Genomic DNA, 24,300 nt, shown 5'->3' with positions numbered 1-24,300 from the left:
TATGGCTGTGCCACTTCTATCTGGCGGCGAAGTGCGGTATTTCGGCTTGATGAACCAGAAACCCACGCCGGGATCGAAAAAGCAGCCGCTCGTCATCTTGACGACGACGCGCCTGATTCTGCGCGCTGCGGTCGAAGAGGATATACCGATTCTGCAGGATCTGATCCTTGGCGACAGCGATGTGATGCGCTTTGCCTTTTCCGGAACTCCGATGGCAAGGGACGCCGCCGAAGATTTCATCCGGAGATCATTCACCTTCGGCGAAAGCCTCACAGGGATGGCGGTTCTGACCGAAAAGCCCGCGGGCGAAGCCATCGGCTTTGCCGGCTTGTCTCCATGCCAGGCGCTGGGGGCCGACGATTTTGAAATCGGATTTGTCCTTGCGCGCCGGGCATGGGGCAGGGGGATCGCAACCGAAGTCGGCGAGGCGCAACTCGCCTTTGGGTTTGATCGACTCAAATGCGGCAGATTGCTCGGACTTGTCGATCCGCGAAATGCACCGTCCATTCACGCGCTCGAGAAGCTCGGCATGCGCCATCTGGAAACCATGACGGACCCCAGGCGCGGAAGCCGGAGCGTTTATGTGATTGAGGCCGCGGAGTGGCGGCGGCGCGCTGAATAACGGGAATTGTGCCGGGTTTCCGGTTGCGCCGGGGCCCGCGCTTTCGCACGATCCCGGCATGATTCGGGACAAGTCCGCCAAGAAAAACGCCAAAAAAACCGATAAGAAGGCAGGCATGGAAAAGGCCGAGCCTCTCAAGGGCGTCATCGCGGTCGCGCCGCCGAGCTTTCGCCGCGAGCGGGGGCTGATCAAGCGCGGCGTCTGGCCGGTGGCCGGCTGCGACGAGGCCGGACGCGGGCCGCTGGCGGGTCCGGTGGTGGCCGCCGCCGTGGTGCTGGACCCGAAGCGAATCCCCAAGGGTATCGACGATTCCAAGCGGCTGACCGCCGAGCGCCGCGAGGAATTGTTTGAGGAGATCTGCGCGACATCGTCCTTTGCGGTCGCCTTTGCTTCGCCCGCACGGATCGATCGCGACAATATCCTGCGCGCCTCGCTCTGGGCGCTGGCGCGCGCCGTGCGTGCGCTGCCCGAGATGCCGAAACATGTGTTTGTCGACGGCCGCGACAAGATCGATGCGCCCTGCGACTGTGACGCGGTGATCGGTGGCGACGGCATCGTCATGTCGATCGCGGCGGCATCGATCATCGCCAAGGTGACGCGCGACCGCCTGATGTGCGCATTGGCGCTGGATTGCCCGGGCTACGGCTTCGAAACCCACAAGGGCTACGCCGTGCCGGAACATCGCGAGGCGCTGGACCGGCTAGGCCCGAGCATCCACCACCGCCGATTTTTTGCGCCGGTGATCGCCGCGCGGCTGAAACATTACCCTGAGACGGTCGAAGAGACGGTCGAGCCCGATCTCTTCGCTGTCGACGGGGAGATTGCTTCCGACGTTTCAATCTCGATCTGAGGCCGGTTGCCTCGGGGGCTCCTGCGCTCTATCAAACGTCCCTGTGGACAGGGCTGCCCGGCCCGGCATTCGGACGTTTCATGCGCTTCACCTCGCTCGTTGTCGAACTGATCCGCGCCCGGCCGCGGCTGGTGGTCTGGATCGTGGTGCTGGCCCAGGCCGGACTTTGGCTGATCCTGCCGATGCTGCTCTACGGCAGCCCGCCCGGCGACCTTGCGACCGCGCTGGCCTTCGGACGGGAATACCAGGTCGGAACCTGGCTCGGTCCGCCGCTGGCGTTCTGGCTTGCCGACATCGCCTTCCGCGCCGCCGGAAACAACATGTTCGGCGTCTATCTGCTGGCGCAAGTCTGCGCCGTCGTCACCTTCTGGATCTACTATCACCTGGCCCGCGCGATCGTCGGCGGCCAGCAGGCGGTGCTCGCGGTACTGCTTTCGATGACGGTGGTGGCGTTCAGTTCGCCCGGCGTCGAGTTTGGCCCGCTGGTGCTGGCGCGCCCGCTATGGGCGCTGCTTTTGCTGCATTCCTGGCAATTGATCGGCCAGAACCGGCGCAACGCGTGGTTCGCCTGGTCGATCGAGGCCGGGCTTTTGCTGCTGACGACGTCGGCCGCGCCCGGACTGCTGCTGCTGCTCGCCGGATTTGCCGTTGCCACCGCGCGGGGGCGGCGTGTCTTGATGTCGCTCGATCCGCTCTATGCGCTGCTCGTGATCGCCGTCCTGGTCTTGCCCTATCTGGTCTGGCTGCTCCGCGCCGACGCACTCGCCATGCCGCCGTGGCCCGCGATCTCCGATCTCGGCGCGCGCGTCCTGCAATGGGGCTGGCTGCTCACAGGCCTGGTGCTCGCGATGTCCGCCATCGTGCTGCTTGCGATCCTCAATTCCGGCTGGTTCGCCCGCCAAGCCGGGGAAGCGCCGATCATCTACCGGCCGCCGGTCGATCCGCTGGCGCGCGACTTCGTCTATTTCTTCGCCGTCGCCCCGGCGCTGCTCGGAAGTTTCCTGGCGGGGCTGTTCAATCTTGACTACGTCGTGGGCGGCGCAGGCGTTGCGCTTTTGATGTCCGGGCTTGCCGTGATCGTGGCGACCGGCGATCTGGTCTATCTGCGGCGTCAGCGCATGCTGCGCACGGTCTGGGCCGCGGCGCTCGCCGCTCCCGCCCTCGTCGCGATCGCGACCACGATTCTGCTGCCGTGGACCGGATCTGCCGAAGTGCCGACCTCGCTGCCGGCGAAAGCGATTGCGCATTTCTTCGGCGACAATTTCGAACGGCGAACCAATCGGCGGCTACGCGCCGTGGCCGGCGATCCACAACTGGCGAGTTTCATCGCAATGAGCCGCGGGCGCCCGCATCTGTTGCTCGACGCCACGCCGGAACGAACGCCGTGGCTGTCGGTCGCGAAATTCAACCAGACCGGCGGCGTCGTGGTCTGGCGCGCCTCCGACACCTCGGGCACGCCACCTCCCGAGATCGCGCAACGTTTTCCCGGTCTGGTGCCGGAAGTACCGCGCGTCTTCGAATCGATGGTGAACGGCCGCCAGCCCTTGCTGCGCGTCGGCTGGGCCATCGTCCGGCCGAAGGCGCCGTAGTCGGTCCCTCGGCCCCTCAGGATGATGAAGGCGCTGTCTGCTCCAGCGCCTTCGCGATGGCGCGCAGGTCCTGCCACGACATCCGCTTGTAGGACGGCGAGCGCAACAGGTAGGCGGGGTGGAACGTCGCCGTGGCGCGGATGGTGCGGCTGCCGGTGTCGTAGTCGAACCATTTTCCGCGGGTTCTCATGATGCCCTCGCGGGTCGACAGCAGCGTTTGCGTCGAGGGATTGCCGAGCGTCACCAGCACGTCCGGGTTCACGAGCTCGATCTGCCGCTGGATGAATGGCAGGCAGATTTGCGTCTCCTGCGGCGTCGGCGTCCGGTTGCCGGGCGGCCGCCAGGGGATCACATTGGCGATATAGGCCTTGCTGCGGTCGAGCCCGATCGCCGCGATCATCCGGTCGAGCAGTTTGCCGGAACGTCCGACAAAGGGCAGGCCCTCGATGTCCTCGTCGCGCCCGGGCGCTTCGCCGACGAACATGATGCGTGCTTCGGGATTGCCGTCGGCAAACACCAGCCGCGTCGCAGTGTTTTTGAGCGCGCAGCCCTCGAAATTTTCCAGCAGCGTACGCAGAGCTTCCAGCGTCGGTGCCGTTCGCGCCGCCTCGCGCGCGATGGCGATGGCCGCTTCCGGCGGGGGCGCTATTTCGCTGCGCGGAACTGCCGGCGTCGCGGCGGGCATTTCCCTGATCGGGCGGGGTGGCGCCGTCTCGCGGGCCGGGACAGGGGCGATCGGGGCGTCGGGCTCGCTCAGCCGATCGACCGGCTCCTCCGTCAACGCGCAATCGACCCCGGCTTCCAGATAAAAAGCCAGCAATTGCCTGACATTAGGCGCGGGTTCGGGGATCAAATCCATTATGCCAATCTAATATGGATCGCGCCGGCGTGAAACGCCTCGCGTCGCATTTCCATGGTTGTTATCGGCGCAAAAATCGGAAACAACGAGCCCTTAGAGCCGTTCTCAATTGGGCTGAGATCAGATCATGAGTGCAGAAGAGCTTCCTCCTCGGGAATCCATGGAATTCGACGTCGTGATCGTCGGCGCCGGGCCGTCAGGCCTTGCCGCGGCGATCCGGCTGAAGCAGCTCAATGCCGATCTCAGCATCGTCGTGGTGGAGAAGGGTTCCGAGGTCGGCGCGCATATTCTGTCGGGCGCGGTGATCGATCCAGTCTCGCTCGACAAGCTGATCCCCGATTGGCGCGAGGATGCGGATTGCCCGCTGAAGACCCAGGTCAAGGACGATCGCTTCTACTGGACCACGGCGACCAGCGCGATCCGGCTGCCGAACTTCGTCATGCCGCCGCTGATGTACAACCATCACTGCTATATCGGCTCGCTCGGCGATGTCTGCCGCTGGCTGGGGCCGAAGGCGGAGGCGCTCGGCGTCGAAATCTATCCGGGCTTTGCCGCGGCCGAAGTGCTGTACGACGACAACGGCGCGGTGCGGGGTATCGCGACCGGCGACATGGGCATCGCCAGGGATGGCAGCCTCAAGGATTCTTTCACGCGCGGCATGGAACTGCTGGGCAAATACACGCTGTTCGCGGAGGGCGCGCGCGGCAGCCTCAGCAAGCAGTTGATCGCCAAATATTCGCTCGATGCGAAAAGCGAGCCGCCGAAATTCGGTATCGGCCTGAAGGAAGTCTGGGAGATCGATCCCGCAAAACACCAGAAGGGCCTGATCCAGCATTCGTTCGGCTGGCCGCTCAACAATTCGACCGGCGGCGGCTCGTTCCTCTACCACTACGACGACAACAAGGTGGCGGTCGGTTTCGTCGTGCATCTCAATTACGACGACCCGTATCTGTCGCCGTTCGACGAATTCCAGCGCTTCAAGACGCATCCCGCCATTCGCACCGTGTTCGAAGGCGGCAAGCGGATTTCCTACGGAGCGCGCGCGATAACGGAGGGCGGCTATCAGTCGGTGCCGCGCCTGAGTTTCCCGGGCGGCGCACTGATCGGCTGCGCCGCAGGCTTCGTCAACGTGCCGCGCATCAAGGGCGTGCACAATGCGATGGGCAGCGGCATGCTGGCCGCCGAACATGTCGCCGCCGCGCTCGGCGCCGGCCGCGCCAATGACGAACTGGTCGAATACGAAAACGCCTGGCGGGATTCCGCCGTAGGCAAGGACTTGCACCGGGTTCGCAACGTCAAGCCGCTATGGTCGAAGTTCGGCACCATCATCGGCGTGGCGCTTGGTGGCTTCGACATGTGGTGCAATACGCTGGGCTTCTCGCTGTTCGGAACCCAGTCGCACGCCAAGCCCGACCGCAAGACGCTGGATGCGGCGAAGGCGCACACCCCGATCGCCTATCCCAAGCCGGACGGCAAGCTGACCTTCGACAAGCTGTCTTCGGTGTTCCTCTCCAATACCAATCATGAAGAGGACCAGCCGATCCACCTCAAGGTCGCCGACATGAACCTGCAAAAGACTTCAGAGCACGATGTCTATGCAGGTCCGTCGAACCGCTATTGCCCGGCCGGCGTTTACGAATGGGTGGAGGAGGCCTCGGGTCCGCGTTTCCAGATCAACGCCCAGAACTGCGTCCACTGCAAAACCTGCGACGTGAAGGACCCGAACGGCAATATCACCTGGGTTCCGCCCGAGGGCGGCGGCGGGCCCAACTATCAGGGTATGTAGCGAGGCCGTAGACCACGATTGCGTGAGCGGGAGGAGGGTGATACCGCCTCCGGCCACGATACCGCCATAGTAAAAGCGTTACCGGGTTGGGCTGGCTAAATCGGAGCCCTAAGGGCCTAATCTGCCAATCGATTCGCCAACCCCTATCCTTGCGGTTAAGGGCCAAAAGCGGCATTGTCGCTGCCCGAGATGCCGCCGCTTGGGTTTGCATTCGAGACCGATCGTAACGATCCCGCCATACATCCTGGAGCAAGGCGAACGTGATGCTTTCCACTCGTATGAATCGTTGGACCTTCGCCGCAATTACCCTCGCCGCACTGGCCGCGCCGGTTGTGGTTTTGGCCCAGACGCCTGAACACACGGGCGATAACGCCGCGCAATTTCCGAGCAAGGCCGATCTCAAATCGCTGACGACGTCCGGCAGCTATCTCGCCGCGCGCCACGCCAGCGTCGAGCGCGACGCGGCTTCTGCGGCGGCGTTCTATCGCTCCGCGCTGCGCACCGATCCGAAGAACAACGAACTGCTGGACCGCGCCTTCATCTCCTCGCTTGCGGACGGCGACATCGACGAGGCCGTCAAGCTCGCCGATCGCATCCTGACGATGGACAAGGCGAACCGCGTGGCGCGGCTGGTGGTCGGCGTGCGCGACCTCAAGCAGAAGAAATATCCGGCGGCGCAGCTCAACATCAACCAGTCGATCCGCGGACCGATCACCGACCTGGTGGCGACGCTGCTGTCGGGCTGGGCGAGCTACGGCGCGGGCGATGCCAAGGCGGCGGTTGCCAATATCGACAAGCTGACCGGCCCTGAATGGTATCCGATCTTCAAGGATCTCCACACCGGCATGCTCCTGGAGATCTCGGGCAAGGACAAGGATGCCGGCGCGCGCTTCGAGCGGGCCTACAAGCTCGACGATTCCATGCTGCGCGTTTCGGATGCCTATGCACGCTGGCTGTCGCGCAACAAGGATGGCGCGGCGGCGGCCGGCATTTACGAGGCGTTCGACAAGAAGTTGCCGCGGCATCCGCTGGTGCAGGAAGGCTTGCGGGACACCAGGGCCGGCAAGAAGCTGCCGCCGCTGGTCGATTCGGCGCAGGCCGGCGCGGCCGAGGCGCTGTACGGCATTGGCGCCACGCTGACCCGCCGCGGCGGCGAGGATCTGGCGCTGGTCTATTTGCAGCTCGCGCTCTACCTGCAGCCCAGTCATCCGCTGGCGCTGCTGTCGCTCGCCGATCTCTACGAGTCCGTGAAGAAGCCCCAGATGGCGATCAAGGTCTACGAGCGCATGCCGGCGAGTTCGCCGCTCAAGCGCAACGCGCAGATCCAGCTTGCCACCAATCTCGACGCCGCCGACCGCAGCGAAGAGGCGATCAAGATCCTGAAGGGCGTCACCGCGGAAGCGCCGAAAGATATCGAAGCCATCATGGCGCTCGGCAACATCGAGCGCGGCCGCAAGAAATTCGGCGATTGCGCCACGACCTATACGCAGGCGATCGACGCGATGCCCGGGGTGACCGACAAGAACACCTGGGTCACCTACTACTATCGCGGCATTTGCGAGGAACGTTCCAAGCAGTGGAACAAGGCCGAGGTCGACATGCGCAAGGCGCTCGAACTGCAGCCCGAGCAGCCGCATGTGCTGAACTATCTCGGCTATTCCTGGATCGACCAGGGCATCAATCTCGACGAAGGCATGAAGATGATCAAGCGCGCCGTCGATCAGCGCCCCGACGACGGCTACATCGTGGATTCGCTCGGCTGGGCGTTTTACCGGATCGGTAACTTTGAGGACGCGGTAAAGAATCTCGAGCGCGCGATCGATCTCAAGCCCGAGGATCCGACCATCAACGACCATCTCGGCGATGCCTATTGGCGCGTCGGGCGGACGCTGGAAGCCAAATTCCAGTGGGCCCATGCCCGCGACCTCAAGCCCGAGGCGGAGGAATTGCCGAAGATCGAAGCCAAGATTGCCAACGGTCTGTCCGACGATACTTCTTCTGCGGCTTCCGCCGACAAGAAGAAAGAAGACGGCAGGGGCGGTTGACGGAAGGATTGTGGGGGCTGTTCGGCAATGCCGGTATTGAGTGACGAGGCTCGCGCCAAGGTCAACCTGACCTTGCGGGTGAATGGCCGCCGTGCAGACGGGTTTCACGATCTCGAAAGCGTGGTGGCGTTCGCCGATTGCGCCGACCGGCTGACGCTGACGCCGGGTTCCGATCTGGATTTGAAGATGTCGGGACCGCTGGCGCAGGCCTGCGGCGAGGCGTCGGACAATCTGGTGCTCAAGGCCGCGCGCCTGTTGGCCGAGCGCGTACCGGACATGAAGGCCGGCAGCTTCTCGCTCGACAAGGCCTTGCCGGTGGCGGCCGGAATCGGCGGAGGCTCGGCCGATGCCGCGGCGGCGCTGCGGCTGCTTTCGCAGCTGAACGGGCTCGCGCTCGACGATCCCCGCATCATCGAGGTCGCGCAACTGACCGGCGCCGACGTGCCGGTCTGCGTCAACTCGCGCGGCTGCGTCATGACCGGCGTCGGCGAAACGCTGCAGCCGCTCAGCTTGCCGAAAATGCCCTGCGTGATGGTCAATCCCGGCGTTCCCGTCGCCACCCGCGACGTCTTTAACGCCCTTGGCCTTCGCAACGGCGAATTGCTGGTCGGCGCCACCGACGTGTTGCTGCAGGACCGCTGGCCCGGCGAGGACGCCTCGCTCGAAGACTGGGTCGAAGCGCTCGCCGCCAGTTCAAACGATCTGGAAGCGCCCGCCATGCGCGTCCAGCCCCTGATCGGTGAGGTGATCTCGGCGCTCAACGCCACCAACGGCGCCTGGCTGGCGCGGATGTCCGGATCGGGCGCCACCTGCTTTGCAATCTATGAGAACACCGCCGAAGCCGGCCGTGCAGCAGAGAAGCTCCGGCGCGATCACCCCGGCTGGTGGGTGCATGCGGGAACGCTGAGCTAGGTAGCTGGCCGCCGCGCCAGCGCCAGTGAAATACCGAGGCCCGCAATGAACAGCCCCGAGCCCTGTCGCAATCGTTGAAGCAAATTCGGATGGCGCGTGAGACCGGCGCGCGCCGTGGCGGCCATCATCACCACGACGACATCGGCCAGCGTGTTGAGCGCCACCGAGATCAGGCCCAATGCCATGAACTGGAGCGCCGGATAGCTGCCGGCCGGGTCCAGGAATTGCGGAATGAAGGCCAGAAAGAACGCCGCGGTCTTTGGATTGAGCGCTTCGACCAGCACGCCCTCCCGAAACGCCCGCTCATCGCCGATGGTGCTGGCCTGCTGCGGCAACCATTTGCGCGCCTCGCGAAACGTCTTGATGCCAAGCCAGACCAGATAGAGCGCGCCGGCGAATTTGAGCGCGGTGAACAGTTCGGCGCTGGCAAGGATAATCGCCGAGACGCCAAGCCCGCCCGCGATCACATGCACGAGCCCGCCGAGCGCAGTCCCGAATGTTGAGGCGATACCCGCGCTTTTGCCGCCCGACAGCGTTCTCGCGGCGACGTAAAAGATTCCAGGGCCGGGCACGGCGGCGATGACAAGTGCGGCCAGGAGAAACAATGTGAAATTGGTGCCGTTCAATGCGATCTCCGTTGTAGGATAGGTAGAGCGCAGCGAAACCCACGCGCTGTCATCACCCGCGAAGTGTTTAGCCCGGACAGATCACTGACGGGTGTTCGGAGACATAGCTGACACATCAAAATTGGCTGGATTGGTCGATTCGGGAGCCGTCCATGCCGTGGAGCGAGGTGTCAGTAATGGATCAGCGACGCGAGTTCGTGCGACTTGCCTTGCAGGAAGGAGCGAACCGCCGGGAGCTCTGCCGGCGGTTCGGGATCAGTCCTGATGTGGGCTACAAATGGCTGAGGCGATGGCAGGCCGGCGATCGGGAGCTTTCGGATCAGTCCCGTCGTCCGAAGCGGATGCCCAAGCGCAGCGCCGCTGCCGTGGAGGCGCGGGTCGTAACTGTGCGCGACAAGCATCCTGCTTGGGGAGCACGCAAGATCGCCCATTGCCTGAAGCGCAATGGGCAGGCTGTGCCAGTGCCGTCCACCGTGCATCGGATCCTGTGTCGGAACGACCGGATCAAGCCGAGCGAGAATGCGCCGCCCAATCCAGGCCATCGCTTCGAGAAGGAAGCTCCCAATCAGTTGTGGCAGATGGACTTCAAGGGCCACATGCCACTCGCCAACGGGACGCGATGCCATCCGCTGACGGTGATCGACGATCATTCGCGCTATGTCCCGTGCCTGAAGGCGTGTGAGAACGAGCAGCGTCCCACGGTGCAGGAGCATCTGACGGCCACGTTCCGCCGCTATGGCCTGCCGGAGGCCTTCTATATCGATAACGGCTCACCTTGGGGTGATACGTCCGGCGGTCGCTGGACCGGGCTGAAGGTGTGGCTGCTCAAGCTCGGCATCAGGGTGGTGCATGCCAGACCGTGCCACCCGCAGGGCCGCGGCAAGAACGAGCGCTTCCATCGCACCCTCAACGCCGAAGTGTTTGCCATGCGCCCCTTCCGCACCCTGCCGGAGGTCCAGCGCGCCCTCGACGCCTGGCGCATGGTCTACAATCTGGAGCGGCCTCACCAAGGCCTCGATATGAGCGTCCCCGCCGACCGCTTTCGGCCGAGTTCACGTGCGATGCCGGCCCGTATTCCGGAGGTGCAATACGACCTCGGCGAGACGGTTCGGACCGTCTCGCCGACCCGAAGCTACATCTCTTTCAAGGGACAGTTCTGGAAAGTTCCGAAAGCCTTCGTCGGCGAGCGCCTTGCCATCCGCCCGCTCGATCGCGACGGCCACTACGGTATCTTCTTTGCCAGTTGGCAGGTCGCATCGATCGACTTGACCAATGACCAACCTGTCAGTGATGTGTCCGAACAGGTGTCAGCCATGTCTCCGGACTAAACAGAAGGCGGGTGATCCAGTATTCCAGAGGCATCAGTGTTCCATTGAGAAGCCGCGGCGTACTGGATATGGGGTATGACGGAAGCGGCAATCAATGCGATCTCGCCAAACAGAACGCCACGACCTGTTCGAGCGCGGTCTTCATCGGCGAGGCCGGGAACAGCGCCAGCGCGTCGACGGCCATCGCGCCGTAATGCTGGGCGCGGCTGATCGTGTCTTCCAGCGCGCGGTGCTTGGTCATCAGGCCGATGGCGTGATCGAGGTCGCTGTCGCCGATCTCGCCACGCTCCAGCGCCTTGACCCAGAACTTGCGCTCGCTGTCATTGCCGCGGCGGAAGGCCAGCACCACCGGCAGCGTGATCTTGCCCTCGCGGAAATCGTCGCCGATGTTCTTGCCGAGTTTCGCGGCCTTGCCGCCATAGTCCAGCACGTCGTCGACGAGCTGGAATGCGATGCCGAGATTCATGCCGACCGAACGGCAGGCGGTCTGCTCGGCCTTCGGCCGGTTGGCGATCACGGGCCCGACCTCGCAAGCCGCGGCGAACAGTTCTGCCGTCTTGCCCCTGATCACGGCGAGGTATTCGTCCTCGGTGGTCGCGGTGTTCTTGGCGGCCGCAAGCTGCATCACCTCGCCTTCGGCGATGGTGGCCGCGGCGGAGGAGAGAATGTCCAGCGCGCGCAGCGAGCCGACCTCGACCATCATGCGGAAGGCCTGGCCGAGCAGGAAGTCGCCGACCAGCACGCTCGCCTCATTGCCCCACAGCATCCGCGCCGACAGCTTGCCGCGGCGCAACTCGCTTTCGTCGACCACGTCGTCATGCAGCAGGGTGGCGGTGTGCATGAACTCGACCGCGGCGGCGAGCTTGATATGGCCGTCGCCGGAATAGTTGGAGAGTTGGGCCATCGCCAGCGTCAGCATCGGGCGCAGGCGCTTGCCGCCGGATGAGATCAGGTGGTTGGCGACCTCCGGAATCATGGTGACTTCCGACCCCGTCCGCGACAGGATTGTGGCGTTGACCCGCTCCATGTCGGCGGCGACGAGCCCGACCAGCGCATCTATCGAAGCGTTCGGGCTTTCGAAGGGTACAATAACCGCCACGCGGGTCTCCAATTTTGGCCAATTCGCACTATCCTTGTTCTACAATAGAAAGTGCCGGCTAGGGCGGCAAGGGCACGAAGTGGTTGACAGGTCCATGCCGCCGTCGCACCCGGGACGAAAAGGAGCGTGTCAGTTGCGGGAATTGGTCAGGACCAACGATATCGTGCTGGTTTCCGCGGTCGGCGCGCTGCTCGACGGCGCCAATATCCATCATCTGGTGCTGGACCAGAACATGAGCGTCATCGAGGGATCGCTCGGCATTCTGCCGCGCCGTATCCTGGTTCACGAGGACGACAATCGCGCGGCGCGCCGGTTGCTGGCCGAGGCCGGGCTGGCTCACGAATTGCGTCCCGATGACTGATCCCGTCCTCGAATTCAGTGAGGATGCGTTTCTCGGCGGGCAATTGCGTCTGAAGCAACTGAAATCGGGACACCGCGCCGGTCACGATGCGGTGCTGCTGGCGGCCGCAACCGCGGCCCGTTCGGGCGACCGCGTCGTCGATCTCGGCGCCGGCGTCGGGGCCGCAGGCCTGGCGGTTGCCAGACGCGTGGCCGGCATCGATCTTGTCCTGGTCGAGATCGATGCGGCGCTGGCGGGCCTTGCGCGCGCCAATGCGGATGCGAATGCGATTCAAGCTGACGTGATCGTACTCGACGTGGAAGCGGATGCCACAGCCTTTGCCGCTGCCGGATTAGCTCCTGATAGCGTCGATGCGGTGCTGATGAATCCGCCCTTCAACGATCCCGCGCGGCATCGCGTCTCGCCGGACACCGCGCGCCGGATCGCGCACATGGCGACCGCAACGACGCTCTCGAAATGGGTTCACGCGGCGCGGCGCATTCTCAAATCGAGGGGCGCGCTGACGCTGATCTGGCGCGCCGACGGAATTGCCGAGGTGCTCTCGGCGCTCGATCACGGTTTCGGGAGCTTGCAGCTCCTGCCGGTTCACGGCGAGCCGCAGGCGCCTGCCAATCGCATCCTGGTTCGCGCCACCAAGGGTGGGCGGGCACCGACGCAAATCCATCCCGCCCTGATGCTCAATGAAGAGCCAGGCGTACCCGATAGAAGGGTGCAGGAGATACTAGCCGGGAAGGGGAGCTTGCCGCTCGCCAATCCGTAAGGGGGGCTCGCACGCCCAATCCCCGGAACAGGACGCTATTGCGGAAGCGTCTCTGACTGTTGTTTGGGCGCCGATGTAAAGTGGATCGCGGCCAGAAGGCTGCCGATGAGCATTATCAGCAGGTAGATTTTCATGTCAGTCTCCGCTGCCCCATTGCAGCTTTAACGTCTGCAATGCAAAAGGCGTTCCGGCCCAAACAGGCGTTTCGGTCTTTGCAATGACAGTGGCGCGATAAAAAATGGTTAATTCGAGGTAACGGCATGAGTGAACAAATAAGTGATCGCGCGGGATTGCCGAACCTCATTGACGGGGTGAAGCAACTCATTCCGGCAAAATTCCGGCGCGACGTCCCCGTCGTCCCGGTGGTGCGCCTGTCGGGCGTCATCGGTGCGGTGACGCCGTTGCGGCCCGGCCTGACGCTGGCGGGCATCGCCAAAACGCTCGAACGCGCCTTCGCCACCAGACACGCCAAGGCGGTGGCTCTGGTGATCAATTCGCCCGGCGGCTCACCGGTGCAGTCACGGCAGATCTATTTGCGGATCAGGCAGCTTGCAGCGGAAAAGAAGCTGCCGGTGCTGGCGTTCGTCGAAGACGTAGCGGCCTCGGGCGGCTACATGATCGCCTGCGCGGGCGACGAGATATTCTGCGATCCGTCCTCGATCCTCGGCTCGATCGGCGTGGTCGGCGGCAGTTTCGGTTTTCAGGACCTGATCAAGAGGATCGGCGTCGAGCGGCGGCTCTATACGGCAGGCGAGCACAAGGCGATGCTTGACCCGTTCCTGCCGGAAGATCCCGACGACGTGGCTCGCCTGAAGGCGCTTCAGCGCGAGATCCACGCCATCTTCATCGCGCTGGTCAAAGGCAGCCGCGGTGAGCGGCTCAAGGGAGCCGAGGACGTCTTGTTCACCGGCGAGTACTGGGCGGGGGAGAAGTCTGTGTCGCTGGGCTTGGCGGACAAGATCGGCGATCTCCGCTCGACGCTGCGCGAGCGCTATGGCGAGAAGGTGCTGACGCCTGTCATCGCGCCCGCAAGCGGCATGCTCGCCGGGCTGTTGGGCCGGAGGTCGCCGGGGGCAGGTTCGCTGGCTGCCTTCGACGGTATCGGGGGACTGCCGGATGACCTGATTTCCGCGCTCGAAACCCGGGCGATTTGGGCCAAATTCGGGTTCTAGAAATCAACTCGAGGTCAACGAGCCGCGCCATTTAGTCCCAAAAGCGGAATTGCGGCGCAGGCTGGCTTGGGCGAGAATGCATCCATTGGGGGCTGACACGTGAACGACAAGGATCGACCGATGCCGCCGCTGATCGCATTCGCGGGTGCCCTGGGTGGGCTTGCCGTGGTCCGATGGGCCTACAAGACTGCCGTCCGGATCAACAGGGAATTGGAAGAAGCGCGCCTGGCACGCGTCGCCGAGGCCCAGACGGGCGATATTCCGACGCTGCGCCGCGACCCCGTCACCGGCGCTTATCGGCCGGGCTAGCTGCTGGTCATTCCGGGGCGTGTCGCGAAGCGCAACGAACCCGGAATCTCGATATTCCCCGGTGCGCCCTTGCGCACCTGAGGTCTGGTGCTAGCGCGCCAGCCCGGAATGACACCGCGGTGCCATACCACCGGCACCGCCTTGATTCCCTGCCTCCGCGTCGATACGGTCCCGCGCTTCTTAAACCCCCTTTGCGAGACCGATTCTGCCGATGGACGCACTCCCTGCCCATATGCGCCCGGAACGTTCGTTCCAGGGCTTCATCCTTGCCCTGCAACGGTTCTGGGCGGAGCAGGGCTGCGTGATCCTGCAGCCCTACGACATGGAAATGGGCGCCGGCACCTTCCATCCTGCGACGACGCTGCGTGCGCTTGGCCCGAAGCGCTGGAACGCGGCCTATGTGCAGCCCTCGCGGCGGCCCAAGGACGGCCGCTACGGCGAAAACCCCAACCGGATGCAGCACTATTATCAGTTTCAGGTGATCATGAAGCCATCGCCGCCGAACCTTCAGGACCTGTATCTGAAGTCGCTAGCTGCCATCGGCATCGATTCGAGTCTGCACGACATCCGCTTCGTCGAGGACGACTGGGAGAGCCCGACGCTCGGCGCGTGGGGGCTGGGCTGGGAGTGCTGGTGCGACGGCATGGAGGTGTCGCAGTTCACCTACTTCCAGCAGGTCGCGGGCGTCGAATGCGCGCCCGTCGCCGGCGAACTCACCTACGGGCTCGAGCGGTTGGCGATGTATGTGCAGGGCGTCGACCGCGTCTACGATCTCAACTTCAACGGCCGCGACGGCGCCGACAAGGTCACCTATGGCGACGTCTTCCTGCAGGCCGAGCAGGAATATTCCCGGCACAATTTCGAACACGCGGATACGGCGATGCTGTTCGAGCAGTTCAAGATGGCGGAAGACGCCTGCCGGAAATACCTCGCGGCCGGGTGGAATGAGACTAGCAATCGGAAAGAACATCTGATGGCGCTGCCGGCCTATGACCAGTGCATCAAGGCAAGCCACGTCTTCAATCTTTTGGATGCCCGCGGCGTGATTTCGGTGACCGAGCGGCAGAGCTACATCATGCGCGTGCGCGAACTGGCAAAAGCCTGCGGCGACGCCTGGGTTCACACCGAAGCTGGCAGGGCGGTCTGATGCCTGATCTCCTGTTGGAACTCTTCTCCGAGGAAATCCCCGCGCGCATGCAGGCGAAGGCGGCGGACGACCTGCGCCGCATGGTCACCGACAAGCTCGTTGCCGAAGGCCTCGTCTATGAGGGCGCAAAAGCGTTCGCGACGCCGCGGCGGCTGGCGCTCACCGTGCACGGCGTTCCGGCGCGGCAATCCGACCTGAAGGAAGAGCGCCGCGGCCCGCGCGTCGGCGGCGCCGATGCGGCGATCCAGGGATTCCTGAAGGCGACAGGTCTGGCCCGGATCGAAGACGCCAAGATTCAAACCGACCCGAAGAAGGGCGATTTCTACATCGCGCTGATCGAAAAGCCGGGACGCGCCACGATCGATGTGTTGGCCGAGATTTTGCCGGTCATCGTCAGAACCTTCCCGTGGCCGAAATCGATGCGCTGGGGCGAGCGTTCGGCGAAATCAGGCTCGCTCTCCTGGGTGCGGCCGCTGCATTCGATCATCGCGACCTTTGGTCCGGAGACCGAAGAGCCCGACGTGGTGAAGTTTTCCGTCGACGGCATCGAGGCCGGGCAGACCACGTTCGGCCACAGATTCATGGCGCCGGCTGCGATCTCGGTGCGCCGCTTCGAGGATTACGAAGCCAAGCTGAAGGCCGCGAAGGTCGTGCTCGATTCGCAGGCGCGCAAGGACATCATCCTGGCGGACGCCAAGCAATTGGCGTTCGCGCAAGGTTTTGAACTGGTCGAGGACCAGGTGCTGCTGGACGAGGTCGCCGGTCTCGTCGAATGGCCGGTCGCGCTGATGGGCTCCTTCGACAAGGAATTTTTGTCGATCCCGGATGAGGTGATCCGCGCCACCATCCGCAACAACCAGAAATGCTTTGTCGTCAGCGATCCCAAGACGGGCAAGCTCAGCAACAAGTTCATCCTCACCGCCAATATCGAAGCTACTGATGGTGGCAAGACCATCATCGGCGGCAACGAGCGCGTGATCCGCGCGCGGCTGTCGGACGCGAAGTTCTTCTACGACACCGACGTGAAGACGAAGCTCGAAGCGCGCCTGCCGAAGTTTGAGCAGATCGTGTTTCACGAGAAGCTCGGCACGCAGGCGGAGCGGATCAGGCGGATCGAGCGGCTGGCGGCGGAGATCGCGCCGCTGGTCGGCGCCGACGTCGAAAAGGCCAAGCGCGCCGCCCATCTGGCGAAAGCCGATTTGCTCACTGAAGTCGTCGGCGAATTCCCCGAGCTGCAGGGCTTGATGGGGAAGTACTACGCGCAGGCGCAGGGCGAAGATGCTTCCGTCGCTGTCGCCAGTGAGGAGCACTACAAGCCGCAAGGGCCGGCGGATCGTGTGCCGACTGATCCGGTAAGTGTAGCAGTCGCGCTTGCAGACAAGCTCGACACGCTTGTTGGCTTTTGGGCGATTGACGAAAAACCGACGGGAAGCAAGGATCCATATGCGCTGCGTCGCGCTGCATTGGGTGCGATCAGGCTGATTGTTGAAAACAACCTGCGGGTTGGCACCGCTTTGCTTCTCGCGGAGCCTGCTCGTCGCATTTACCAGCAAGTGGCGAAGCCTGTGGCGGGCTATATTTCGGTACCTTGGAAGGGGCAGCAGGTTCCGCAAATCGCAATGGACGTCATCGCCTTCTTCGCCGACCGCCTGAAAGTCCAGCTCCGCGACCAGGGCGCGCGTCACGATCTCGTCGATGCCGTGTTCTCGCTCGGCGGTCAGGACGATCTGCTATTGGTGGTCCGCCGCGTCGATGCGCTCGGAAAGTTCCTTGACACCGACGACGGCAAGAACCTGCTTGCAGGGACCAAGCGCGCGAGTAACATTCTTGCGATCGAGGAGAAAAAGGACAAGCGCAGGTTTGACGGCGCCCCGGATGCCGGGCTTTACAATCTGCCTGAGGAAAAGGCGCTCGCCAGCGCGATCGATCAGGTCAAGAGCGAAGCCGGCGCCGCCGTCGCCAAGGAAGATTTCGCCAGCGCAATGAGCGCGATGGCAAAGCTGCGTCCGGCGGTCGATGCGTTCTTCGACAAGGTCAAGGTCAATGACGATGAACCCAAGGTGCGCGAGAACCGACTAAAGCTCCTGAACGAGATCCGCGCGGCGACCCGCGCGGTTGCGGATTTTTCGAAGATCGAAGGCTAGATCATGGACCGTCAGACGCTCGCCGCTTACGAACTGGATGCGGCGGCGTTCGCGAAGAACTGGCACGATCAGCCGGCGCCTGTCGACCTGCAGGAAGTCGTCGAGCGGTTTTTCGTGCGCGGCGGCACTTCGGCCGATATCGGCTGCGGCTGCGGCCGCGAGGTCGCTTGGCTCCACGCGAACGGGTTTTCAGCTGCCGGCTTCGATGCCTCGGAGGGCCTGCTCAACGAGGCGCGCCGGCGATATCCCTCGTTCAAGTTCGCGCATGCCGAATTGCCCGAGCTGCGCGGCGTCGGCACGTTCGACAACGTCCTGTGCGAAACCGTGATCATGCATCTCGACCGCAAGCAGATTGCGGCGTCGGTTCGCCGTCTGCTCGATATCGTCAAGCCCAGCGGCATTCTCTATCTGAGCTGGCGCGTCACCGAGGGCGCCGACCAGCGCGACGCGCAGGGCCGGCTGTACGTGGCCTTCGATCCGGCGATAGTACTGGCGGAACTGAAGGCAACGACGGTGCTGCTCGATGAAGAGGCGGTCAGCGCGTCATCGGGAAAGAAGATTCACCGGCTCGTCGTGAAGAAGCCGGGACTGGAAATCCGGGAATAGCGCTCGCTGCCCGTGCCCCGGATGCTGCGCAGCGCGAAGCGGTGCGCTGCTGATCCGGGGCCCATTGCTCACCGATACGTAAGGCCCATCGACATGCAGGTCCCGGCTCTGCGGAGCCGCGCTGCCGGACGATGCGTTGCATCGCCCAAGCTGCACCGCGTCCGGGACACGAGAGTTGTTTGCAAAGAAAACCCCGTCCGGAGGGGACGCCGGACGGGGCTTCGTGTCCGGTCGTATCTCGCGCACATCCGCTTGCGCGGCGCCCGGACCAATCGTTCAGGCTACTGAGGTCAATCGACCACCTGAACGATGCGACGCGATCGCGGTTCGACCAGTATCGTCTGGCCGTTCACGACGGTGTAGCGATAGGGCGTGATGCCAAACGATTGGGGCACGTCGTAATAGGTAACGCCGGTTTCCGGCAGCACGGCGCCAACCGTCACACGCTCGGAAATTGTGTAGTTCGGCACCCGTTCACGCACGATGTATTCACGGAAGGCCGAACGCTGGTCGGCAGCGATGCCTTCGTGCTCGCCGATGACGACCGTATTTCCGCCGCTGACCCCGGTGGTCTGCGCCTGGGCCGCGATCGGGGCCGCCATCGCGCCGGCGATCGCCGCAATGGCAAACAGTCTGTTCCGCATGGTCAACTCCTTCGTCGCGAGAAGAGGCGCCGGCTTCTTCGCCAGCGCATACAATGCGGGCCAATTCATCCCGTGCGGCATTGTTCCGGCAAAAACGCGGTCTCATACGCGGCATTTCTGGGGAATTGTTGCGGAGGCTGGAACCCCTTGAAGGGCTTAAGCGTCTTGCTATTCCCGCGCCGCGCCAGCGGCTAAGTTGCCGCCCTCGATTCGATTTCCCGCCCCCCATCATCCCGGAGACTTCAATGACTATCACTGCTGCGCACATTTCCCCGATCGTCGCCCTGATCGCGGGAGTCTTGATTCTGATTATGCCGCGGTTCCTCAATTTCATCGTCGCCATCTACTTGATCGTAGTCGGCTTGGCCGGCCTGGGCGTGTTCAGGATGTTCAAGTTCTAGCGCGGGAAAAGCGAGGTTTCGCGGCTTGCGCGGAACCCCTCAAAATGGTGTAAGGCGCGCAATCTTCTCCCTTTTTCGGATAGTTGGAATCCATGGCCAAAGCCGTCGCGAAGTCCAAGAAGGCTGCAGCAAAATCTGCAGCGAAATCAAAGTCATCGGCCCGACCCAAGGCCGCCGCCGCTGCCCCTTCCGCCCGCAAGGCGCTGAAGAAGGCCCCGGCCAAGCCGGTCGCCAAGGTCGCCGCCAAGAAGGCGGCCGTGCGCAAGCCGGCCATGGAGGCGGTAAAATCCGGCAAGTGGGTCTATACCTTCGGGGACGGCAAGGCGGAGGGCAAAGCGGGCCTGCGCGACCTGCTGGGCGGCAAGGGCGCCAACCTCGCCGAGATGGCCAATCTCGGCCTGCCGGTGCCTCCGGGCTTCACCATTCCGACCTCGGTCTGCACGTATTTTTATGCGCACGACAAATCCTATCCGCCCGCATTGAAGGCGCAAGTCGAGAAGGCGCTGGACCATGTCGGCAAGCTGACCGGCAAGGCGTTCGGCGATTCGAAGAATCCGCTTCTGGTCTCGGTCCGCTCCGGCGGCCGCGCCTCGATGCCGGGCATGATGGACACCGTGCTCAATCTCGGCCTCAACGACAAGACGGTTGAAGCGCTCGCCGAGCTCTCCGGCGATCGTCGCTTCGCCTATGACAGCTATCGCCGCTTCATCACGATGTATTCGGACGTGGTGCTCGGCTTCGAGCATCATCACTTCGAGGACATCCTCGACACCTTCAAGGATGGCCAGGGCTATACGCTCGACACCGATCTCTCCGGCGACGACTGGGTCGAACTGGTCGGCAAGTACAAGGAAGCCGTGGCGCGCGAGACCGGCAAGGATTTTCCGCAGGATCCGCACGAGCAATTGTGGGGCGCGATCGGCGCGGTGTTCTCATCCTGGATGAATACGCGCGCGGTCACCTACCGCCGCCTGCACGACATCCCGGAATCCTGGGGCACCGCCGTCAACGTGCAGGCCATGGTGTTCGGCAACATGGGCGAGACGTCCGCGACCGGTGTCGCGTTCACCCGCAATCCCTCCACCGGCGAGAGCAAGCTCTACGGCGAATTCCTGATCAACGCGCAAGGCGAGGACGTGGTGGCGGGCATCCGCACGCCGCAGGACATCACCGAGGAAGCGCGCCAGGAATCCGGCTCCGACAAGCCGTCGATGGAAAGCGCGATGCCGGAGGCGTTCAAGGAACTGACGCGGTTCTACACGCTGCTCGAAAAGCACTACCGCGACATGCAGGACATGGAGTTCACGGTCGAGCAGGGCAAGTTGTGGATGCTGCAGACCCGCGGCGGCAAGCGCACGGCGAAAGCGGCGCTGCGCATCGCCGTCGAGCTCGCCAATGAAGGCCTGATCTCGAAGAAGGACGCGGTGATGCGGATCGATCCGGCTTCGCTGGATCAATTGCTGCATCCGACCATCGATCCCGCAGCCAAGCGCGACGTGATCGCGACCGGCCTGCCGGCTTCGCCCGGCGCCGCATCGGGCGAGATCGTGTTCTCGTCCGACGAAGCCGCCAAGCTGCAGGCCGACGGCCGCAACGTCATCCTGGTGCGCGTCGAAACCAGCCCGGAAGACATTCACGGCATGCACGCGGCTGAAGGCATCCTCACCACCCGCGGCGGCATGACCTCGCACGCCGCCGTGGTGGCGCGCGGCATGGGCAAGCCCTGCGTCTCCGGCTGCGGCGCCATCCGCGTCGACTACGGCCGTGGCACGATGAGCATCGGCTCCCGCACCTTCAAGACCGGCGACGTGATCACCATCGACGGTTCGCTGGGCCAGGTGCTGGCCGGCCGGATGCCGATGATCGAACCGAAACTGTCGGGCGAATTCGGTACCCTGATGGGCTGGGCCGATCAGGTTCGCAAGCTCGGCGTCCGCGTCAATGCCGACACGCCGGAAGATGCGCGCACCGCGATCAAATTCGGCGGCGAGGGCATCGGGCTGTGCCGCACCGAGCACATGTTCTTCGAGGAAACCCGCATCCGCACCGTGCGCGAGATGATCCTTTCCGAGGACGAGCAGTCGCGCCGCGCGGCGCTGTCAAAACTGCTGCCGATGCAGCGCGCGGATTTTGTCGAGCTGTTCGAGATCATGAAGGGCTTGCCCGTCACGATCCGTCTGCTTGATCCGCCGCTGCACGAGTTCCTGCCGCACACCCAGGCCGAGATCGAGGAAGTCGCGCGCGCGATGAACACCGATCCGCGCCGGCTCGCCGATCGCGCCCGCGATCTCGCCGAGTTCAATCCGATGCTGGGCTTCCGCGGCTGCCGGCTCGCCATTGCCTATCCTGAGATCGCCGAGATGCAGGCGCGTGCGATCTTCGAGGCGGCGGTCGAAGCCGAAAAACGCACCGCCAAGGCCGTCGGCCTCGAGGTGATGGTGCCGCTGATCGCGACCAAGGCCGAGTTCGACCTGGTCAAGGCGCGCATCGACGCCACCGCGCAGTCGGTGATGAAGGAGACCGGCAAGAAGCTCGCCTATCAGGTTGGTACGATGATCGAGTTGCCGCGCGCGTGCCTGATGGCCGGCGACGTGGCGCAGACCGCGGAGTTCTTCTCGTTCGGCACCAACGACCTGACCCAGACCACCTACGGCATCAGCCGCGACGATGCCGCCAGCTTCCTCGGCACCTATGTCAGCAAGGGAATCCTGGAAATCGACCCGTTCATCTCGGTCGATCGCGATGGCGTCGGCGAGCTAGTGAAGATCGGCGTCACCCGCGGCCGCAAGACCCGGCCCAGTCTCAAGGTCGGCATTTGCGGCGAGCATGGCGGTGATCCGGCCTCGGTGGCGTTCTGCCACGAGATCGGTCTCGACTATGTCTCGTGCTCGCCCTACCGCGTGCCGATCGCCCGCCTCGCCGCCGCGCAGGCCGCGCTCGGCAAGACGGTTGCGAGCCAAGCATAAGCTTTCTCTATACTGACAATCACGAAGACGACGTTATGCCCGGGCTTGTCCCGGGCATTTGCGTTTTGACGCGCACGTGAGAGTCGTCGTTGCCTGCGACAAACGCGAAGCATTTGCGCAAGGGAGCGCAAGCGACGAAGCAATCCATCCGTTATGCCGCGCGATGGATTGCTTCGCGGAGCCCGTCATCGGGCGCGCGCGCGACCCGTTGACTCGCAATGACGACTGAACACTTCAGCACGATAGAGTGAATTGGAACTCGCAGGCGATGTGGGTGAGCTTCGCGCACATGCGCAAAAATTTCTTCATCAATTTCGTTGACGGGATGTTTACCACTTTTGTCGCCCGCCTGTTTACCAACGTTTCTCATGCGATCCGCGAAAATCCCGTGATGTCTTGCGTGTAGTACGCAGGTCACGCCGATTAACTCCCCGGCAACCTAAATTCGATACCAACAAATTAGGTCGAATTGCACGGATGTACTGACGTTCGATCGTGTAAGCGTTGCGTGAGCGTACAATGTTTGTGTTGCGTAGCCAGCCGAAGGGCGCGCGGTTCGCGTCCTTCGGCCTCGGTCTCTGCGTCTTCGCATTGATGCCGACCGAGATCGGATATCAGGATATCGCTTCGCTACTGGCGCGCCAGCCCGGCGTCGCCGAGCGTTGGCAGAAGCGGGTATTCTCCTCCGCCGGCACCATTCAGGTCGCGACGTTCTCCTTCGGCCGTCCGATCGGAACGTCCTCGCCGCAAACCGCGACCTATCGGCTGGCGAGCCTCGACAATCAAGGCATCCACATCACGGGATCAGTGACGCGCAATCCGCTTGTCGCGCCGCCGCCGCGTTATCACGCTGCCGATTTTCCCAAGGTCGATCGCACGCTGAAGGGCGATCGCCTCGTCGTGACGCCGCCGCCTGCGGAAACCGCAAGCCCCGCCGGGCGCGCGCCGGCGACCGAGGATCCCGCGACATCGAATACATCGGTCAAGGGCGCCAAGACCGCCGAGACGGCGCCGTCCGCCGAGCGCGCGCCGCTTGATCCCGAGCTGCAGGCCGCGCTGAGCGCACCGCCGCTGGATATGTCGCTCTCGCTCGAAGCCAAGCCGGGCGAGGACCTCAAGCGCCCGCTGGCAGCACCTGCGGCTACGCCCCCGCGCGATGGCTTCTCCTTCAAGACCTCGAGCCTGTTCTTTGGTTCGTCGCTCGGCTCGCCCGAGAGCATCGAGCGCTGGCAGCCCGGCGAAGAGCCCGTCATCGTGATGCCGGGCGCTGTACCCGATCCCGACATGAAGGTGATGGCCTCGTTGCCGGTCGATGCCGACGGTCCGGTGCGGGCCGGCGAGATGGGCGAGAGCGTTGCGCCGAAGGGCGAGGTCAATTCCGACAACCAGCGCGCCAAGACGCCCGCCGAACGTCTCGGTTTGTTCGACGACAAGTCGCGCGCCAAGTCGGAGAAGTGCCTGGCGGAGGCGGTCTATTTCGAAGCCCGCGGCGAAGCGGTGCGGGGCCAGATCGCGGTGGCGCAGGTGGTGCTGAACCGCGCCTTCTCCGGCAAATATCCCGAAACCGTGTGCGGCGTGGTCTACCAGAACAAGCACCGTCATCTGGCGTGCCAGTTCACCTTTGCCTGCGACAACAACAAGGACGTCATCCGCGAGCCCGACATGTGGGAGCGCGCGCAAAAAATCGCGAAAGCGATGCTCGACGGCCAGCTGTGGTTGCCGGAAGTCGACAAGTCGACGCACTACCACGCCTATTGGGTGCGGCCGTCCTGGGTCAATGAAATGAAGAAGATGTACAAGACCGGCGTGCACACCTTCTACCGGCCGCGCGCCTGGGGTAACGGCAGTGACGCGCCGAGCTGGGGAAGCCAGGCCGAAACCGCAGCGATCTCCGCCAGGCTCGCCGAAGCCGCACAAAGCTCGGCCGAGCAGGCGAGTGCGAAACGGTAGCTCGTCCCTGCGCCCGTGCGCAATTGCGCACTAGGCAGGGACGACGTCTTGGCGGGCCGCCGTCACCACCGATAAATTGTTCTGATTGCACTCGCCGATTTTGCAGGGCTGCCCTGCAGCGAGA

21 protein-coding genes are annotated in these 24,300 nt (G+C 63.8%); 17 read left to right on the top strand and 4 right to left on the bottom strand.

Going from position 1 to position 24,300, the window contains the following annotated elements:
* Positions 1-49 precede the first annotated feature (49 nt).
* The 3 genes from V1293_RS15085 to V1293_RS15075 all read left to right on the top strand — a co-directional run bounded on the left by V1293_RS15085 (position 50) and on the right by V1293_RS15075 (position 3,061).
* Positions 50-622, top strand: a complete 573-nt coding sequence (locus V1293_RS15085) for a GNAT family N-acetyltransferase (RefSeq protein WP_334510680.1) — start codon at positions 50-52, stop codon at positions 620-622.
* 58 nt (positions 623-680) lie between these two features.
* On the top strand, positions 681-1,472 hold the full coding sequence (locus tag V1293_RS15080; protein WP_442894239.1) for a ribonuclease HII: 792 nt from the start codon (positions 681-683) through the stop codon (positions 1,470-1,472).
* Positions 1,473-1,552: 80 nt separating this feature from the next.
* The gene (locus V1293_RS15075; protein WP_334510678.1) at positions 1,553-3,061 is read left to right on the top strand and encodes a glycosyltransferase family 39 protein; all 1,509 of its coding nucleotides are present in this window, start codon (positions 1,553-1,555) and stop codon (positions 3,059-3,061) included.
* Positions 3,062-3,077: 16 nt separating this feature from the next.
* Here V1293_RS15075 and V1293_RS15070 read toward each other — a convergent pair whose 3' ends face one another.
* Entirely contained in the window at positions 3,078-3,914 is an 837-nt protein-coding gene (locus V1293_RS15070) for a uracil-DNA glycosylase (protein ID WP_334516726.1), read from the bottom strand.
* A gap of 133 nt (positions 3,915-4,047) precedes the next feature.
* Between V1293_RS15070 and V1293_RS15065 the strand changes: the two genes are divergently transcribed.
* The 3 genes from V1293_RS15065 to V1293_RS15055 all read left to right on the top strand — a co-directional run bounded on the left by V1293_RS15065 (position 4,048) and on the right by V1293_RS15055 (position 8,663).
* Positions 4,048-5,706 (top strand): electron transfer flavoprotein-ubiquinone oxidoreductase, encoded by a 1,659-nt coding sequence (locus V1293_RS15065; protein ID WP_334510676.1) that lies wholly within the window; start codon positions 4,048-4,050, stop codon positions 5,704-5,706.
* Between the two features lie 263 nt (positions 5,707-5,969).
* A complete protein-coding gene (locus tag V1293_RS15060; protein ID WP_334510675.1) occupies positions 5,970-7,751 on the top strand; it encodes a tetratricopeptide repeat protein in 1,782 nt (593 codons plus the stop codon).
* 27 nt (positions 7,752-7,778) lie between these two features.
* Entirely contained in the window at positions 7,779-8,663 is an 885-nt protein-coding gene (locus V1293_RS15055) for a 4-(cytidine 5'-diphospho)-2-C-methyl-D-erythritol kinase (protein ID WP_334510674.1), read from the top strand.
* Here V1293_RS15055 and V1293_RS15050 read toward each other — a convergent pair.
* Positions 8,660-9,289, bottom strand: coding sequence for a LysE family translocator (locus tag V1293_RS15050; protein WP_334510673.1), 630 nt, complete (start codon positions 9,287-9,289; stop codon positions 8,660-8,662). The genes V1293_RS15055 and V1293_RS15050 overlap by 4 nt on opposite strands.
* A gap of 152 nt (positions 9,290-9,441) precedes the next feature.
* On the opposite strand from V1293_RS15050, the gene V1293_RS15045 reads away from it, so the two are divergent.
* Positions 9,442-10,617 (top strand): IS481 family transposase, encoded by a 1,176-nt coding sequence (locus V1293_RS15045; RefSeq protein WP_334505689.1) that lies wholly within the window; start codon positions 9,442-9,444, stop codon positions 10,615-10,617.
* Between the two features lie 91 nt (positions 10,618-10,708).
* Here V1293_RS15045 and V1293_RS15040 read toward each other — a convergent pair whose 3' ends face one another.
* On the bottom strand, positions 10,709-11,716 hold the full coding sequence (locus V1293_RS15040; protein ID WP_334510672.1) for a polyprenyl synthetase family protein: 1,008 nt from the start codon (positions 11,714-11,716) through the stop codon (positions 10,709-10,711).
* Between the two features lie 133 nt (positions 11,717-11,849).
* Here V1293_RS15040 and V1293_RS15035 point away from each other — a divergent pair, with 133 nt between their 5' ends.
* From V1293_RS15035 to V1293_RS15005, 7 genes are all read left to right on the top strand, one after another.
* On the top strand, positions 11,850-12,077 hold the full coding sequence (locus tag V1293_RS15035) for a putative signal transducing protein (protein ID WP_334510671.1): 228 nt from the start codon (positions 11,850-11,852) through the stop codon (positions 12,075-12,077).
* Complete coding sequence (locus tag V1293_RS15030; protein WP_334510670.1) at positions 12,070-12,837, top strand: tRNA1(Val) (adenine(37)-N6)-methyltransferase; 768 nt, start codon at positions 12,070-12,072, stop codon at positions 12,835-12,837. Before V1293_RS15035 ends, V1293_RS15030 begins: the two co-directional genes overlap by 8 nt.
* A gap of 260 nt (positions 12,838-13,097) precedes the next feature.
* Positions 13,098-14,009, top strand: coding sequence for a S49 family peptidase (locus tag V1293_RS15025; protein ID WP_334510669.1), 912 nt, complete (start codon positions 13,098-13,100; stop codon positions 14,007-14,009).
* Positions 14,010-14,129: 120 nt separating this feature from the next.
* Positions 14,130-14,318 carry a hypothetical protein gene (locus V1293_RS15020; protein ID WP_334504901.1) on the top strand — a complete coding sequence of 63 codons (189 nt, stop codon included), beginning with the start codon at positions 14,130-14,132 and terminating at the stop codon, positions 14,316-14,318.
* Between the two features lie 211 nt (positions 14,319-14,529).
* On the top strand, positions 14,530-15,465 hold the full coding sequence (locus V1293_RS15015; protein ID WP_334510668.1) for a glycine--tRNA ligase subunit alpha: 936 nt from the start codon (positions 14,530-14,532) through the stop codon (positions 15,463-15,465).
* A complete protein-coding gene (glyS, locus tag V1293_RS15010) occupies positions 15,465-17,609 on the top strand; it encodes a glycine--tRNA ligase subunit beta (protein WP_334510667.1) in 2,145 nt (714 codons plus the stop codon). The genes V1293_RS15015 and glyS overlap by 1 nt, the downstream gene beginning before the upstream one ends.
* Positions 17,610-17,612: 3 nt before the next feature.
* A complete protein-coding gene (locus V1293_RS15005) occupies positions 17,613-18,215 on the top strand; it encodes a class I SAM-dependent methyltransferase (protein WP_334510666.1) in 603 nt (200 codons plus the stop codon).
* A gap of 290 nt (positions 18,216-18,505) precedes the next feature.
* On the opposite strand, the gene V1293_RS15000 is transcribed toward V1293_RS15005, so the two are convergent.
* Positions 18,506-18,859 carry a DUF1236 domain-containing protein gene (locus V1293_RS15000; RefSeq protein WP_334510665.1) on the bottom strand — a complete coding sequence of 118 codons (354 nt, stop codon included), beginning with the start codon at positions 18,857-18,859 and terminating at the stop codon, positions 18,506-18,508.
* A gap of 245 nt (positions 18,860-19,104) precedes the next feature.
* Between V1293_RS15000 and V1293_RS14995 the strand changes: the two genes are divergently transcribed.
* The 3 genes from V1293_RS14995 (at position 19,105) to V1293_RS14985 (ending at position 24,176) form a co-directional block, all read left to right on the top strand.
* Complete coding sequence (locus tag V1293_RS14995; protein ID WP_334510664.1) at positions 19,105-19,260, top strand: DUF3096 domain-containing protein; 156 nt, start codon at positions 19,105-19,107, stop codon at positions 19,258-19,260.
* Positions 19,261-19,352: 92 nt separating this feature from the next.
* Entirely contained in the window at positions 19,353-22,226 is a 2,874-nt protein-coding gene (ppdK, locus tag V1293_RS14990) for a pyruvate, phosphate dikinase (protein ID WP_334510662.1), read from the top strand.
* Between the two features lie 519 nt (positions 22,227-22,745).
* The gene (locus tag V1293_RS14985; protein ID WP_334510661.1) at positions 22,746-24,176 is read left to right on the top strand and encodes a cell wall hydrolase; all 1,431 of its coding nucleotides are present in this window, start codon (positions 22,746-22,748) and stop codon (positions 24,174-24,176) included.
* Positions 24,177-24,300 lie beyond the last annotated feature (124 nt).

The organism is Bradyrhizobium sp. AZCC 1693 (assembly GCF_036924745.1).
Lineage (GTDB): Bacteria > Pseudomonadota > Alphaproteobacteria > Rhizobiales > Xanthobacteraceae > Bradyrhizobium.
The sequence above is the reverse complement of the archived record's forward strand: the minus strand, read 5'-3'. Positions and strand labels throughout refer to the sequence as shown.

What these genes read in the sequence shown, in the direction of transcription:
- V1293_RS15000 (WP_334510665.1), bottom strand. Translation starts at nt 18,859, where the DNA reads ATGCGGAACAGACTGTTTGCCATTGCGGCGATCGCCGGCGCGATGGCG.
- V1293_RS15060 (WP_334510675.1), top strand. Translation starts at nt 5,970, where the DNA reads ATGCTTTCCACTCGTATGAATCGTTGGACCTTCGCCGCAATTACCCTC.
- V1293_RS15020 (WP_334504901.1), top strand. Translation starts at nt 14,130, where the DNA reads ATGCCGCCGCTGATCGCATTCGCGGGTGCCCTGGGTGGGCTTGCCGTG.
- V1293_RS15025 (WP_334510669.1), top strand. Translation starts at nt 13,098, where the DNA reads ATGAGTGAACAAATAAGTGATCGCGCGGGATTGCCGAACCTCATTGAC.
- V1293_RS15085 (WP_334510680.1), top strand. Translation starts at nt 50, where the DNA reads ATGAACCAGAAACCCACGCCGGGATCGAAAAAGCAGCCGCTCGTCATC.
- V1293_RS15005 (WP_334510666.1), top strand. Translation starts at nt 17,613, where the DNA reads ATGGACCGTCAGACGCTCGCCGCTTACGAACTGGATGCGGCGGCGTTC.
- V1293_RS15015 (WP_334510668.1), top strand. Translation starts at nt 14,530, where the DNA reads ATGGACGCACTCCCTGCCCATATGCGCCCGGAACGTTCGTTCCAGGGC.
- V1293_RS15075 (WP_334510678.1), top strand. Translation starts at nt 1,553, where the DNA reads ATGCGCTTCACCTCGCTCGTTGTCGAACTGATCCGCGCCCGGCCGCGG.
- V1293_RS15055 (WP_334510674.1), top strand. Translation starts at nt 7,779, where the DNA reads ATGCCGGTATTGAGTGACGAGGCTCGCGCCAAGGTCAACCTGACCTTG.
- V1293_RS15080 (WP_442894239.1), top strand. Translation starts at nt 681, where the DNA reads ATGATTCGGGACAAGTCCGCCAAGAAAAACGCCAAAAAAACCGATAAG.
- glyS (WP_334510667.1), top strand. Translation starts at nt 15,465, where the DNA reads ATGCCTGATCTCCTGTTGGAACTCTTCTCCGAGGAAATCCCCGCGCGC.
- ppdK (WP_334510662.1), top strand. Translation starts at nt 19,353, where the DNA reads ATGGCCAAAGCCGTCGCGAAGTCCAAGAAGGCTGCAGCAAAATCTGCA.
- V1293_RS14995 (WP_334510664.1), top strand. Translation starts at nt 19,105, where the DNA reads ATGACTATCACTGCTGCGCACATTTCCCCGATCGTCGCCCTGATCGCG.
- V1293_RS15030 (WP_334510670.1), top strand. Translation starts at nt 12,070, where the DNA reads ATGACTGATCCCGTCCTCGAATTCAGTGAGGATGCGTTTCTCGGCGGG.
- V1293_RS15065 (WP_334510676.1), top strand. Translation starts at nt 4,048, where the DNA reads ATGAGTGCAGAAGAGCTTCCTCCTCGGGAATCCATGGAATTCGACGTC.
- V1293_RS14985 (WP_334510661.1), top strand. Translation starts at nt 22,746, where the DNA reads ATGTTTGTGTTGCGTAGCCAGCCGAAGGGCGCGCGGTTCGCGTCCTTC.
- V1293_RS15045 (WP_334505689.1), top strand. Translation starts at nt 9,442, where the DNA reads ATGCCGTGGAGCGAGGTGTCAGTAATGGATCAGCGACGCGAGTTCGTG.